We start from the raw sequence: 13,312 nt of genomic DNA, 5'->3' as shown, positions 1-13,312 counted from the left end.
GAGGGCGGAGCCAAATGGCCGAGCTACTCGACCACGATCCGGCTGAGCGCAGCCCATTGCCGGTAGGTGCCCCATTCCCGGCTGGCTAGCCGCGCGCCTTGGCCGCCACCCAGAGCGCCGAACGAAGCTGCCCGCCTGCATTTTTTTGGCGCGGGAGGGCGAAGCCGGTCTCCATCCGCGCCGTCTAACACCACGGATCAAGTGGCGTGAGTACCGTCCACCTAGATGTCATTCATGCACCATCGCCTCTTGTGATGTGCCGGAGCTGAGACGCGACTTTTCCCACTCTATAGTGATACATGGCTTGGTCGAGAACGCCCGCCAAAGCAGCTGATGGCCACATACGCAACGAGATAAAAGGGCGCCGATTCCGCCGCATAGTGAAATAAGGCTATTATGGGTTAATTATTTTAAGCCCACAGCAAAGATTTCTAAATGCTAATTCGGAATTAAAAATTGTATTGAGTAATATTTTCTTTGCCTAATTGAGTAGCATAATTATATGTCGACAATGGAGAGGTAACACGGTGCTCAAAATTCCAAGACTCATAGGCATCACAGTCGAGAATTATCGCTCATTTTGCTCCGAAACGGAGATTGAGCTTAGGCCATTAACAATGTTTTTCGGACATAATAGTGTTGGTAAAAGCGCACTCCTCAGACTTCTTCCAATTTTGGCTGGGTCAGTTTCATACTCCGGAGCAGGTCCCATCAATCTCCAGTCAGACGCCGCTCGCGGCGCTGCTTTCAGCGACATGCAATGCAAGCTTACCAGCGCGCCTTCGATCTTTTTCAAGTTAACCTGGAACGGCGAGGTATCATCGGCTGAGTACACAGTTCGCGACCTGCCTGACCTTCATCGACAAGTAATTGAGCGGCTTGTTATAAGAGATAATGATGGAAAACGGATTCTTCAATTTGAGTGGCTGCCATCCGCGGAAAGCGGCGAATTATCACGCATTTATATTTTATCAGACGAGACATCTTCGATAGAAAGCGAGGTGGTGTTCAGGGGAATGTCGCCAGAGATTATAAATCTTGATGCGCAAGAAAAATTTGGCGCCATAAGCACTCAAGTTAATAGCCAACTCTCTATATTTTCCTACAGTACAACATGGCTAAAGGCGCTACGTTGCCTACCTCCGAGGAGGGAGTTCCTTTCTAGCCCATTGAGTGGACTAAGTCCTGACGGATCAGGCATCACACAGATGTTAGCTTTTGATGATCTTGAAGGTGGTGCTACGCTGACAAGCGTATCAAACTGGTATTTAAATGCTACAGGACATAGAGTGGAACTTCGATGGGGCGCTTTTGCCGGAAAGGAGTTATTCTCCGTCGTATTGACTCCGGAAGAAACGAGATCAGTCCAACTCGATATCGTCGACACCGGAGAGGGTATGGGACAGGTTTTACCGGTGATTGGCGCTCTTTGCTTCGCGGAGCATAATAGCATGAAGCGTAATTCAATTATTGCTGTCGAGCATCCCGAGCTTCATCTGCATCCATCAGCACATCCATCTTTAGCCCAGCTCTTCTGTAAATTAGCAAGCGGAACTCAGGCGCCCACTCTCGTCGTAGAAACTCATTCTGAAATATTTTTGCTGTCCGTGCAATTGGCTATCGTAGCAGGAGATCTCGATCCGAAGTCAGTAGTAGTCTACTGGGTCAAGAGCAGTGAAAGTGGTTCAGAGCCTGTGAAAGTAGAGTTTGACGAGCAAGGTCGTCCCATTGGCGACACTTGGCCAGCTGGTGTCTTTTCCGAAAGCGCTACGCAAGCGAGGGAGCTAGTGCTTGCGCGGCGCTCGCTGCCGCACCGATGATGGTGCTGCTGGCCAGCAGCCTATTCTCAGGTACTGTAAACACTTTGGCGCTTGATGCGATTGCGGTCCACGCAATGCATGAAAGACATCGAGTTATCATAGAAGACGACAGGAATTCGAATTTTTTGCAGTGGTTACATAGTCTATCGCCGGATCACAGGGAGCAATGGGATTTTGCAATTAATCGTGGTTATCAGCTTGAGGCAAGAGAGCCAGCTAGGCGGACGATCACTATCGTTCCGACAGAAACTTCTGATTGGAGAGCTAATCCGCCTCTCGTGTCATTAAATGAGGCTGTAACATTTCTAAACCGGCCGTTTCATGTGATTCTTGAGGATGCGGTTTCCGACCGTAATTTTTTGCTTAAGATGGCAACGGTTGAACAAAGAAGTACGCTACTAGTACAAGAAAATAAAGGTATCGTTATCTTTGAGAATGGCGATGGTATCACTTCTATGCCTCGCAGAATAGAGACAATACGACAAGAGGGCCAGATAAGTATCCTTCGGTGTTGGGTGATGTTCGACAGCGATGCTTTGAGACCTAACGTTCCAAGCGATCAATCCGAGCGACTAAAAAGTAAATGTCTGGAAACCGGTTTGCCATTTCACCAGCTTCAGCGTAGAAGTATTGAAAGTTACCTTCCGCTTCCTGCACTCTCAGGGTGGGCTTATAATGAGAGGAAATACCGTGCAGTTCGTCATCCGATTTTCCAAGCATATTCTGCCATGTCCAAAGTTCAGAAGCATCATTATAATTTAAAAAATGGCTTCGAAGCTGATGCGAAAAGGCAGGGATCAAATGCAGGCGACCTTTATGAAGATCTTGAGCAAGCTCAAAAAGTTCCCCTTTTAAAGGGTTTTGGCTCGGACATAGGTGCGCTTTTCTCTACAGAGCATGTTGCAGAGGTACACCTCCGCCGTGATGGCGGTTGGAGTGAAATAAACCCCGTAATAACTAACCTAATGGCGATTTTGAGGTAGAGACATGCGCGCTCCCAGCTTTCATAGTGATCCCCACGTGCAGTTTCTTTCTCAGCTGCTTGAGGAAGTTAGTGTTGGTCATTTGCAAGTCCCGCGTTTTCAGCGCCCTCTAGTTTGGAAATGGGAGCAACGTAGAGAGCTACTTCGCAGTATCCGAGACGGAATTCCTATTGGATCAATTATGGTTTGGAGAACGGCTCGCGTCGCAATTGATTGTTACGAATATCTTGGCCCTCACCGGCTTTCCAGCCCACCTGATGGCACTACGCATCAATATCTCCTAGACGGCGTTCAACGGCTGTCAACGCTTTATGGCGCTTTGCGACCTGTTTCTTCAGATAAGACTATAACTGAAAACGACGAAGACCTGCAGGCTGACGCACTCGGCGAGCTGAACGATGAAAGTGCCAAAGTCGAGAACTTCCAAGTTTTTTTTGATACACTTACCCGCGATTTTTTCAATGGCGTGGATGATGACGTAACGCCTTCAATGATTCCTCTTCATCTTGTTTTCGATAGTATTGCTTTACTTCAGTTCCAACGAAAATTTGTTGGTGACGGTCTCGAAGAAGCCGTGAAAGTATCCGATGAGATCGCACGCGCATTTCGAGATTATAAAATTCCTATAATTCCGATTACAACAGACGATGTTGATATGGCCACGCGTACTTTTCAAAGAATTAACAGTCAAGGGACTCATATGAGCGAAGCTCATATGGTTCATGCCCTTACATGGTCGGACAGCTTCAACCTCAACCAAAAAATTACAGAAGTCCGGAATGGAATTTTAGCGGGGTTAGGGTGGGCCGGCCTCGATGGTGATCCGATTTTAAAGGCCTGCAAAGCCGCTTTTGGCCTAGACGTATATAAGACCAACGCTCAAGAGCTGAGCGACGTTCTTAAGTCTCGACCAGACGTAGTGATGGAAGTAGGCGAAGCATTAGGCCGGGCTGCCAAATTCTTAAATAAGGTATGTCGTGTTCCTACACCGGAATTGGTTCCTTATTCGTTGCAAATCGTTTTGTTAACTGAGGCGTTTCGACATTGCCCCGTTCCTGATGCGGCAAGGGAGGAGATTCTTTATGCTTGGCTTTGGATGACGACATACGGCGAGCTTTTCGCAGGAATGAGTGGTGATCAGGTCCAAGTTGCCCTTAACGATATGCGCGAAATGTTAGACTCGTGTCGGCCAGTATGGACATGGCGCAGGCCATTTGAGGAACGGCCGTTGAATAAATCCTTTGACTTCCGGGGCGCCCGAGCGAAGGCGTTCGCTTTTAGGCTGGCTGCGGCGCAAGATGGGCTCAAAGGTGACCGGAAGGGAACTGAAATTCTGGTAGATGCTGGAAGACGAGGATTGGTACATATGCTTCCATGGAGCAGGGAAAAGCGGAGCATGTATTCGAATCCTGCAAACCGCTTTCTGGTTCAACCTGCAGAAGCCGCTAGTTTGCGCGAGAATGTCGTGAGCGGAAATCTGTCTCCCGAGCAATGTGAGATGCACTTGGTTTCGCTTGAGGCGTTGGGATATCTACAAACCGGGCAGTACGAACGGTTTATTGAAATACGGGCGGCGAACATCGCAGTTCTTGAGCGGGAATTCGTGCAGCCTCTTGTGCGTAAATTTGCGCCTTAAACGTCTTAACTAATGTTTTCCCAAATACGTTACGACATTATCTGTTCGATTTCGTCGAGCGGGATCTTTTGCCCTCGTCGCTTATAGAGTTTGGCGCAGTTCAAGTTGGGTGTGGATGGCCACGGCAAGCCGCACTCCAAACTACGCCAGTGCGCGGTCCAATAGTGCCTTTTCTGTAAAATCTTGGCGCAGCATCGCCCTGTGCCATTTGAGACAGTTGCCGAGATACGGGGTCGCCACGCCACGGCACCGCCCGTTCACCAGCCCCTTGATCTGGCCGTGGTGCACGTCACCCGCCCAAGCCCAAGGTAGCCCTTTTGCCGCCGCCTGGTTAATAGCGGTGTTACCTTGACCGCCACAGACGTGATACTCGGCCCCACAACCCGGCGATGCTCGACAACCGCTGTCACAGCCGCCCTTGCATGAGTTGGCATACCATCCGAACAGACTACCGCCCCGGCAGCGATCCGGCCGTCCAGAGCCGCCTCGATGGCAGTCAGCAACGGCAAGGTGGCTTCTATCCCATCCGCGCTGTCCAAATGCGGTCGGCATTGGCACCTGCTCCCCCAGCATGCCCTTGCTTGGTGGCGTTCGAGGCACGTGGGCACGCGGCACAGTCCTCGGGCGGCCTGCCGTTTATCTATCCTCGGTGCTCCTTGCAGGAGCGCACGACGATCATCCTATAGCCCTCGATCACTCCGAAGAGGGTCATCGCGTTGCCCTACGCGGCAGCTTTGAGGAAGCAATGACGCCAGCGCCAGACGGTGCTCTGCTTCACTCCGATCCCGGCCGCTGTGATCTTCATGACTGAGCGGTAGTTGGTCATGTGGGACAGGTAGTGAACCTACTTCACGGACATTCGGGCATAAGCATCGGTGTGCCGGTGAGGATGTTGAAGGTGCGGCGACATTCGACACTGCAACAGCAGAGCCGCTGCCGGCCATTCTTGTCCTTGCCGTGCAGGTAAGCAGCCTTGGTGCCGCAGTGTGGGCAACCTCGCTTGGGACCGCTCACCTCTGTGCGGCAGGCAGTCCCGCCGCCTTGGCCGTCGAGCGTGAGCTCCAGTGGGTCCGGCTGGTAGGCAATGTCTCCAGCGTTGCGATGACCACCTCGGCGACTTTCTCGTCGCTGACAGTGCGTGGCGCGCCCGGCCGGGGCTCGTCGAACAGCCCGTCGAGGTGCCTGGCGGCGAAGCGGCCGCGCCAACTCGCCACCGTAATGCGGGTGATGCCAAGACGCTCGGCGATCGCCATGTTGTTGATCCCGTCCGCGACCAGCAGCACGATCTCGGCTCGCATAGCATTGCCACGGGCGACCTTTCGGCGGCGCAGGCGCGACGCCAACGCGGCACGCTTGGCTGCCGTCAGCTCAATGCTTACCGCTGCCCGTTCCGCCATGTCTCTGCCCTGCTTGCCGGCGCGGGCAGCGAATCACAGATGGATAGAACCGGTTAAAAAACTTTTCGGCCGGGATACTAGCAGTCGACCGGGCCCCGCAGTACCCAGGCCCGCTCGTGCCCACAGATTTCACCAGCTTGATCCGGTCCTTTCGGCGTCCGCGACCCGGTCTGACTTTTGTCACGGACCGTCAATTGTTCCTTTGGATCCGTGACAAGGCAGCAGGGCAGGGGGTAAACCTCCTACAGCATGCCCTCCAACCCTAGGAATTCTGTCCAGGCGCTCGCCGCCGGCCCGATCGGGCCGGTCCGCTACGTCGCCTATTTCCGAGTCAGCACCGAACGCCAGGGGCGCTCCGGCCTCGGGCTCGAGGCGCAACGCGAGGCGGTGGCGCGGCACGTCGCCGCCACCGGCGGCGAAGTCGCCGCCGAGTTCCAGGAGATCGAGAGCGGCAAGCGGGCCGACCGGCCGCAGCTCGCCGCGGCCCTTGCCGCCTGCCGGGCGCAGCGCGCCACGCTGCTGATCGCCAAGCTCGACCGGCTGGCCCGGAATGCGCGCTTCCTGCTCGGCGTGGTCGAGGGCAGCGGGGAGGGGGGCGTGGTGTTCTGCGACCTGCCCACCGTCCCGCCCGGCCCGGTCGGCAAGTTCCTGGTGACGCAAATGGCCGCCGTTGCCGAGCTCGAAGCCGGGCTGATCAGCCAGCGCACCCGCGCGGCGCTGGCCATGGCGAAGGCGCGCGGCGTGGTGCTCGGCAACCCGCGCCTGCGCGCCGGCACACCCGACCAGGCGCGCGCGGCGGCGGCGGTGAAGCAGCGGCTGTCACGCGCCCACGCCGCCGACGTGCTGCCCTACGTCGAGGCGGCCAAGCGCGCCGGTGCAACGACGCTGCGCGAGCTCGCTGCGGCGCTCACCGCGCGGGGCGTACCGGCGCCGGCCGGCGGGCGTACCTGGCACCCGATGCAGGTAAGGCGCGTCGTCGACGCAGACAAGTTGTGAATAAGCTTCGAACCGGGACCACGCTGGAATTTAATTATTCAGGCTAGCAGGCCGCACTTCAGTCCCTTACCTTCGCGCGGTTTGCATAGCTTAATTTTTGCGTCGTGGCAGGACCGGGGATTTCCAAATTATTCTCAGTTATAAACTGACGCAGTTGCGCTATTCTTTCATCCTGCCAGCGAATTCGCTCATCTTTAGATCTGGAGGTTAAGACCGGGATTCGGCCCAGTTTTTGGAGAATCGCTAATTCCTTCAGGCGTAGATTAGCCAAATCAGTTTCTAGTTTTTCACTTTCATTGTATTTTTCGTATGTTGATGCCGGTTTAATTTCTGCTTTAAGGCGGCTTCGATGCTTTAACTTGACGCTTCCAAAATCTGAAGTTAAAATATCTTGCAAGCCTCCTCCTAAAATAATACGCGCTAAATGCGTGCGGTTCTTTAGCCCAAACCTTTTTGCTGTCCAACCAAGAGATTCTATGCGAGGCTCTAAAAGATAAGATCGGTTCTTCGTTGACGTTATGCGGAGGTTAGTCATCGTGTCTCGCGCAAACTGCAGAAAAAACAGGGTAGCATCCTGCATGCTCCGACCACTTATTTGAAGATAACTCTTGTTGCTATCCATTTCTTCATCAAATATGGAAATATTAAAAATTTTAAATTCAGTGTTTTCCCAACTAATTGAAATATGATAAATTATGCCGTCGTTTAGCTCCGAAAATATTTTGGCGTGATCCTTGGCAAAAGCACGATAAGTGGCAATGCAGCCACTCGAATTTAAATCGTCAAGCATTGAATTTGGTAGCGGAGCGGAGCCGTCATTTTTGTTGTCGGATTTCATTCAAACAACCTTCATTAGTTTACACAAAGGCGGATTATATTAAACATCGTTCGATGTGCTCGATACAACAATTGGATGCCCTAGCATGCCCGGGCAACGCTTTTGTTGCTTCAAAATGAGTAGCGCATAAAGTGATTCTAATTCTCGCTAGGGTTGAGTTAACAAACCCAGTAACAGATGTGGCAATGGCTATGTTGCGCGCCCGCCACAGTGTCTCGAAGAAGTCGCGCAGCGTCGTTGTGCCCGGTTGCTCATCCTTATCCTGCCGGATCATAGTCTGGGGCGGACCCGGTTTCATCCGGCCGCCGGCATATGCTGAACTGGATGCGGCACCTGTCAAAGCAGTTCGCGCTGCGGGGGGGGCGGGTGGGTCGAGGGAACAGTCAGGCATGCCTGGCGAGTGAGGAGGTTTTATGATGCGCAAGATTCTGCTGGGCACGACCGCGGTGGTCGGCGCGGCGCTCCTGGCCCCGGCGGTTGCCGTGGCGCAGGAAGCCCCGACCGTCCGGATCGGTGGTTTCTTCCGGGCCTACTACGGCAATACGCAGCAGAGCGGCCGTAACTCGACGCAAATTACGGCACCTGCCACCCCCGGAAGCCCCGCCACGGTGGGCTCGACCCTGCCGACGGGCGTCGCCAGCGGCACCGGCAACCTGCCGTTGGACAGCACTGGCAACGTCGCCCGCCTGTCGAAGAACGACTTCAGCACCGACGCCGAAGTGCATGTCTTCGTCAACGGCAAGACCGCCAATGGCCTCAGCTATGGCGCCGTGATCGAGATCGCCTTCAACCAGCAGGAAGGCCGCAACGTCGTCCAGCAGCGGGCGACCGCCGGCAAGACGACCGCGAGCATCGACGAATACTATGCCTTCGTCGCCTCCCCGCGCTTCGGCCAGATCCGCTTCGGTGACGAGGACGGCCCGGTCGGCGGCCTGATGAACTCCGGCGTCGTCACCAACTTCGGCTCCGGCGGCATCTACGGCGACCGCGAATCCTTCGTGACCCGCCAGGCCAACGTTCGTACGCCGACATCTCCCGGTTCGCTCGGCGACAACACCAAGATCATCTACCTGTCGCCGCAGTTCTTCGGCTTCGACTTCGGCGCCAGCTTCGCCTTCAACTACGGCGTGGGCGAAGACACCGGCTGTAACACCAACCAGAGCAGCGGCTTCTGCGACAGCGCCTATGCCTTCACCGGCGCGACCGGCGTGGGCATTACCGCGGCAGGCGGCGAGTGGGCAGCACGCCGGAACGAGTACCAGGCCGCCCTGCGTTGGCGTGGCAGCCTGGCCGGCGTCGGCCTGGCGGTCACCGGCGGCTATGTCGGTGCGGGCGCGGCGCGTGAACTCTCGCTCGCCGGCACCCAGGCCAAGACCCTCAACGACATAGGCGTCTATCAGGTTGGTGCCCAGGCCTCGGCCTATGGCTTCACCGTCGGCGCGCAGTATGAACACGGCGACGCGAACTTCTTCTGGGGCAATACCCAGCGCGGCGACCGTCCCATGGACCAGTTCTTCACTGGCGCCAGCTACACCATCGGTCCGTTCACGGTCGGCGGAAATTACGTGATCGGCACCTTCGAAGGCGCCGGCCGCGGTGCCTATAGCGCAGCCCTGTCCAATGCCTCCGGCGGCCGCAACAATTTCGTTGCGAATCCGGCAGGCGCCGCGCTTATGCGCCGCGTCGGATGGGGCGTCGGCGGCAACTATCGCCTTGCTCCCGGGCTCGACGTGCTTGCCGAGTTCAGCAGCTTCACCGTTGCCGAGCGTGGCCGCGACCTCGACCCCTCGAACCCCGGCGTGCAGGATCGTGGGACCGCAAAGGTCTTCATCGTGGGTACCCGTCTGGCCTTCTAATCCTTCGGGACCGGAGAACGGGAGTGGCAGGAAAACCTGCCACCCCTTTTTTTGGTTTGATGTGATGACTGAGCTTGAGCCAGTGCGGGTCTGGGGCATCATATTACTGACTGTTTGGAAAGACGGCTCAGGTAGCGATCCGCCGGATCATGGTGCGCGACATCGCTACGTAGATCATGGTTTTCCCTGTTTCAGGCAGGCGTTCGTAGTCGCGCGCCAGTCTGCGCGACCGCGATAGCCAGGCGAAGGTTCGCTTCACCACCCAGCGACGAGGGATGACCTGAAAGCCCTTCGGCTTGTCTTCCAAGCCATAGCGCCAGAGGTGGCGGTCACGGTGCTTCAATACCTCGACACGCCAGCCGCGCTCGGCTTCGAGCCAGCGCGCGAAGGTGCCTGCATAGGCACCGTCTGCCCATACCAGTTCCAGACGTGGCGGTTCGCTCTCGCCAGCACGCCCGATGAAGTGCTGTGCTCCAAGCCGGTCATGCAAATCTGCGGCGTGGACATGGGCGAGCAGCATGAGGTCAGCTGCATTAACAAGAATGTGTCGCTTCCGCCCAAAGGTTCGCTTCGCAGCGTCGTAGCCGCGCTCCGGGCCTCCAACGCCGGTGTGCGCTGGCAGAAGCGTTGGACAGAGGCGAGGATGTCGTCGGCGCTCTTGGTCCGCAACCTCCTAGTGATGACCAATTCGGTTCGGCTTACATCCTCATCCCACGCCCCTGCCGCAGCCCGAGGCGCTTTTGTTCAGCCTCGCGTTGCCGCTCGGCGGCATGCTCCCGTCCGACGTAGGCGATCAGTCCCTGGCTCTCGACCCCAACCACCCGGGCCAGGCTCTCCTCGCCCGAGTGCAACTCGCGCCCGCCACGCCTCAGCCGGGTGAGGCCGTCGCCTCCGAACCGCCGTTCCGCCGCGGCAGTGACCGCCGCGAGCTCAGCCGCTACCGCGGGCCGTCTCCCGATCTCGCGTGCCCAGGCCGTGCCAACCTGCTCGTCCACGCCTGCCTGGCGCGCCCAGTATTCGGCACCTTGAGTTGCCGTGGGTCGCCCTTCCGTACCCTGCCGCGCCGCGGCCTCCACCGCCCGCACCGCCGCCCACGCCTCCACCGACAAGCCGGGGATCTCCACCGCATCGCGCACCCGCTGCGCTTCGACACTCCGGGTATAGGCGCCACCGGCCCGCTCTTCCGCCTCGCGCAGCTGCACCAGGCCAGGACCAATGGAGCCGGCGCTCCGCGCCGCCGCGTCCCGCTCCGCCTTCGCCGCGGCAGAGGCGAACCATCCCACCTTGCCCCGCAACTCGCCGAGCAACTCTGGACGGCCGTAGCGGAGAGCGCGCTCCACTCCTTGCGGCCCGCCCTCGGCCGCCTCCAGCGCATGCAGGCGCCGCTGCGCCTCGGCCGGATCGCGGTAAGAATGGCCGATCCAGATCGTCAGGTGGTGCTCGGCGTGCTGCACAGTCGGGTCCTGCGCGACGGCTGCGGCGACCTCACCCGCCGTCGTGCCGCGGCCGAGGCTGTCCCGACCCCATGGGTCACGGTAGGCCGCCAGCAGAGGCGCAGGCCTCTCCTCCGGCCGTGGCACCGCGATCTCGCTTGCCGGTGCCAGCGGGTGCAGACCGCGCCGTTCGGCAAAGGCGGTCACACCCTCCGGCCCGGAATAGTCGAGGCTGGTGTCCTTGGCCCGCGCGCGCGACAGCGCCCGCACCAGCCCCGCACGGTCGCCCATCGCCTCCGCCGACCAGTGCAGCGCCACTCCCTCGCGGTGCCGGGTGAGCGCCACATAGGCCATGTGCTGGTCCATCCCCGGCCCGGCCAGCACATGCGCCCGGTCCACCGTCACCCCCTGCGCCTTGTGCACCGTCGCCGCGTAGCCGTGGTCGAGGTAGCCGTAGTCGCCGGAGGAGAAGGTCACCGTCGCCCCCTGCCCTGCCGCACCGCCGGCGCCATCCAGCGCCACCGTTAGCCGCTCGCCCCCGGCCTCCACCGCCAGCACCGTGCCCAACGTGCCGTTCTTTACCGCAGCACCGCCGCGGCCGTCTGGCCCGGCCCCAAGCGCCCGCTCGTTGCGGAGGAACATGATTCGGTCGCCGGCGGCCATCGCCCGCGGTCCGTTCTCCGTCGCCACCTGCTGCTCGGCGCCGAGCTCGCCGCCGGCGTGCAGGCTCTCCCGCGCCAGCTGGTTCAGCGCCGCCACATCGGTCCGGGTCGGCGCCAGCATGATCAGCGAGGACTTGGGACTCTGCTGATACCCCGCCGCCCATCTGGCGACGAGCGCCGCCCGCGCCTCCTCCTGCGTCGCATGGCCCTGCACCATCCCGGCGTCCTCGTAGCGGCCGATCGCCTCGGCCGTCCGCCCGGTCGCCAGCTCCCGCGTCGCCTCCCGCTGCCAGTCCTCCCGCTGCCGTCGGACCTCGCTGATTTCTGCCGCCCCATGCCGCTCGGCCAGCGCCCGGAACGCCGCCCCGGCCTCGATCGCCTGCAGCTGCTCCGGGTCGCCCACCAGCACCACCTTCGCCCCAGCCGCCTGGGCCTGGCCCAGCACCCGCTCCAGCTGCCGCGAGCCGACCATCCCGGCTTCATCCACCACCAGCACGTCGCGCGCGGTCAGCCGGTCCTCCTTCCGCCCCCGCGCCCAGCCCCATTCCAGGCTCGCCAGGGTGCGCGAGCGGATGCCGCTGCCCGCCTCCAGCCCCTCGGCCGCGATGCCCGACAGCGCCGCCCCGCGGACCCAGTAGCCGGCCGCCTCCCAGGCCTCGCGCGCCACTCCCAGCATCGCCGACTTGCCGGTGCCGGCGTAGCCAACCACCAGTGCCAGGTCGCCACCCCCGGTGACGTGGCGCAGGGCATCGCCCTGCTCGTCGCTGAGCCGCATCCCCCTCACCTCAGCTGCCCGCACGACGCGGTCGGCCACCACCCGCTCAACCCGATGCGCGCCCGACCGTGCCAGCACCGCCCCTGCCGCCTCCAGCCGTTGCTCGACCGCCAGCATCTCTCGCGTCGTGAAGCGATCCCGCCCGCGCTCGTCCTGACCGAGCCGCACCAGCTCCGGCGCAGTCTCCACCTTGGCCAGTACCTGGCCGAACTGCTCCGCCCCATCGGTGTGCCGCGCCACGAACCGCGCCAGCTCTTGCCAGGTGAAGGTGCTCTGCTGCCGGGTGATGGCATCCAGTGCCACCATGGGCTCGGCCGCGATGCGCGCGCCGTTGCGCCGGGCGATGGCGTCATGCTCGGCCCGTCGCTCCGCCGCCTCGCCCCGTTCCGCCCGGCGCTGCCCGGCCGGCCCGACCTTGTGCTGCGGCTCCAGCGGGATTCCCTGCGCCGCCAACCGCCGGTGGTCGATCCGCACCTCATGCCCCTGCTCGGCCAGCCGGGCATTCACCAGCCCCGCCCAGCGCTCCCGCCAGCCGACCAGCAGCTCGGTTGAGTTCCACTCCCGCACCTTGGCGCCAAAGCACCCAGCCATGCCGTCCTGCCCAGCCTCAACACGTCGGGTGGTTAGCAGGATATGCACATGCGGCTTGGCGTCGCTATCGGCACCTATAGGCCAGTGGATGCAGACATCCGCCACCATGCCGCGCGCCACGAACTCCCGCGCGGCGAAGTCCCGCGCCAGGGAAATCCCCTCCGCCGGGCTCAGCTCGCGCGGCAGCGCCACCTCGACCTCACGGGCGACCTGGGCATCCTTGCGCTTCTCGGACGCCTCGACCGCGTTCCACAGCGTAGCGCGGTCCTGCCAGGCTTCCGACGCACCCTCCGGCAGCAGCACCTCCCGGTGCACCACCCCGGTC

9 protein-coding genes are annotated in these 13,312 nt (G+C 59.8%); 5 read left to right on the top strand and 4 right to left on the bottom strand.

The genetic code is table 11. The annotated features are described in order from the left end of the window. Nucleotides 1-527 precede the first annotated feature (527 nt). The 3 genes from QWZ14_RS00335 to QWZ14_RS00325 are packed head-to-tail and all read left to right on the top strand — an operon-like array spanning nt 528 to nt 4,439. Nucleotides 528-1,820, top strand: coding sequence for an AAA family ATPase (locus tag QWZ14_RS00335; protein WP_290314558.1), 1,293 nt, complete (start codon nt 528-530; stop codon nt 1,818-1,820). Further along, nucleotides 1,817-2,803 carry a hypothetical protein gene (locus tag QWZ14_RS00330; RefSeq protein ID WP_290314557.1) on the top strand — a complete coding sequence of 329 codons (987 nt, stop codon included), beginning with the start codon at nt 1,817-1,819 and terminating at the stop codon, nt 2,801-2,803. The genes QWZ14_RS00335 and QWZ14_RS00330 overlap by 4 nt, the downstream gene beginning before the upstream one ends. Before the next feature lie 4 nt (nt 2,804-2,807). Then, nucleotides 2,808-4,439: a DUF262 domain-containing protein gene (locus QWZ14_RS00325; protein ID WP_290314556.1), complete on the top strand. Its 1,632-nt coding sequence runs from the start codon at nt 2,808-2,810 to the stop codon at nt 4,437-4,439. Nucleotides 4,440-5,449: 1,010 nt separating this feature from the next. On the opposite strand, the gene QWZ14_RS00320 is transcribed toward QWZ14_RS00325, so the two are convergent. Continuing rightward, nucleotides 5,450-5,836, bottom strand: coding sequence for a helix-turn-helix domain-containing protein (locus QWZ14_RS00320; protein WP_290314555.1), 387 nt, complete (start codon nt 5,834-5,836; stop codon nt 5,450-5,452). Nucleotides 5,837-6,085: 249 nt separating this feature from the next. Here QWZ14_RS00320 and QWZ14_RS00315 point away from each other — a divergent pair, with 249 nt between their 5' ends. Beyond that, nucleotides 6,086-6,832 carry a recombinase family protein gene (locus tag QWZ14_RS00315; protein ID WP_290314554.1) on the top strand — a complete coding sequence of 249 codons (747 nt, stop codon included), beginning with the start codon at nt 6,086-6,088 and terminating at the stop codon, nt 6,830-6,832. Nucleotides 6,833-6,890: 58 nt separating this feature from the next. Here QWZ14_RS00315 and QWZ14_RS00310 read toward each other — a convergent pair whose 3' ends face one another. Beyond that, nucleotides 6,891-7,670 (bottom strand): hypothetical protein, encoded by a 780-nt coding sequence (locus QWZ14_RS00310; protein ID WP_290314553.1) that lies wholly within the window; start codon nt 7,668-7,670, stop codon nt 6,891-6,893. A 416-nt stretch (nt 7,671-8,086) separates the two neighbouring features. Here QWZ14_RS00310 and QWZ14_RS00305 point away from each other — a divergent pair, with 416 nt between their 5' ends. Next, complete coding sequence (locus QWZ14_RS00305; RefSeq protein ID WP_290314552.1) at nt 8,087-9,526, top strand: porin; 1,440 nt, start codon at nt 8,087-8,089, stop codon at nt 9,524-9,526. Nucleotides 9,527-9,653: 127 nt separating this feature from the next. Here the strand turns inward: QWZ14_RS00305 and QWZ14_RS00300 are convergent, their stop codons facing one another. Both QWZ14_RS00300 and traA read right to left on the bottom strand, forming a co-directional pair. Then, entirely contained in the window at nt 9,654-10,148 is a 495-nt protein-coding gene (locus QWZ14_RS00300; RefSeq protein WP_290314559.1) for a transposase, read from the bottom strand. A 76-nt stretch (nt 10,149-10,224) separates the two neighbouring features. Beyond that, a partial coding sequence (gene traA / locus QWZ14_RS00295; protein ID WP_290314551.1) for a Ti-type conjugative transfer relaxase TraA occupies nt 10,225-13,312 on the bottom strand: 3,088 nt, incomplete at its 5' end.

It is taken from the genome of Paeniroseomonas aquatica (genome assembly GCF_030409335.1).
Lineage (GTDB): Bacteria > Pseudomonadota > Alphaproteobacteria > Acetobacterales > Acetobacteraceae > Belnapia > Belnapia aquatica.
This window is presented reverse-complemented; position numbering and strand designations above follow the sequence as displayed.

Excerpts from the sequence above, each read along its gene's own strand:
- QWZ14_RS00315 (WP_290314554.1), top strand. The coding sequence starts at position 6,086 with ATGCCCTCCAACCCTAGGAATTCTGTCCAGGCGCTCGCCGCCGGCCCG.
- QWZ14_RS00320 (WP_290314555.1), bottom strand. The coding sequence starts at position 5,836 with ATGGCGGAACGGGCAGCGGTAAGCATTGAGCTGACGGCAGCCAAGCGT.
- QWZ14_RS00330 (WP_290314557.1), top strand. The coding sequence starts at position 1,817 with ATGATGGTGCTGCTGGCCAGCAGCCTATTCTCAGGTACTGTAAACACT.
- QWZ14_RS00305 (WP_290314552.1), top strand. The coding sequence starts at position 8,087 with ATGCGCAAGATTCTGCTGGGCACGACCGCGGTGGTCGGCGCGGCGCTC.
- QWZ14_RS00310 (WP_290314553.1), bottom strand. The coding sequence starts at position 7,670 with ATGAAATCCGACAACAAAAATGACGGCTCCGCTCCGCTACCAAATTCA.
- QWZ14_RS00325 (WP_290314556.1), top strand. The coding sequence starts at position 2,808 with ATGCGCGCTCCCAGCTTTCATAGTGATCCCCACGTGCAGTTTCTTTCT.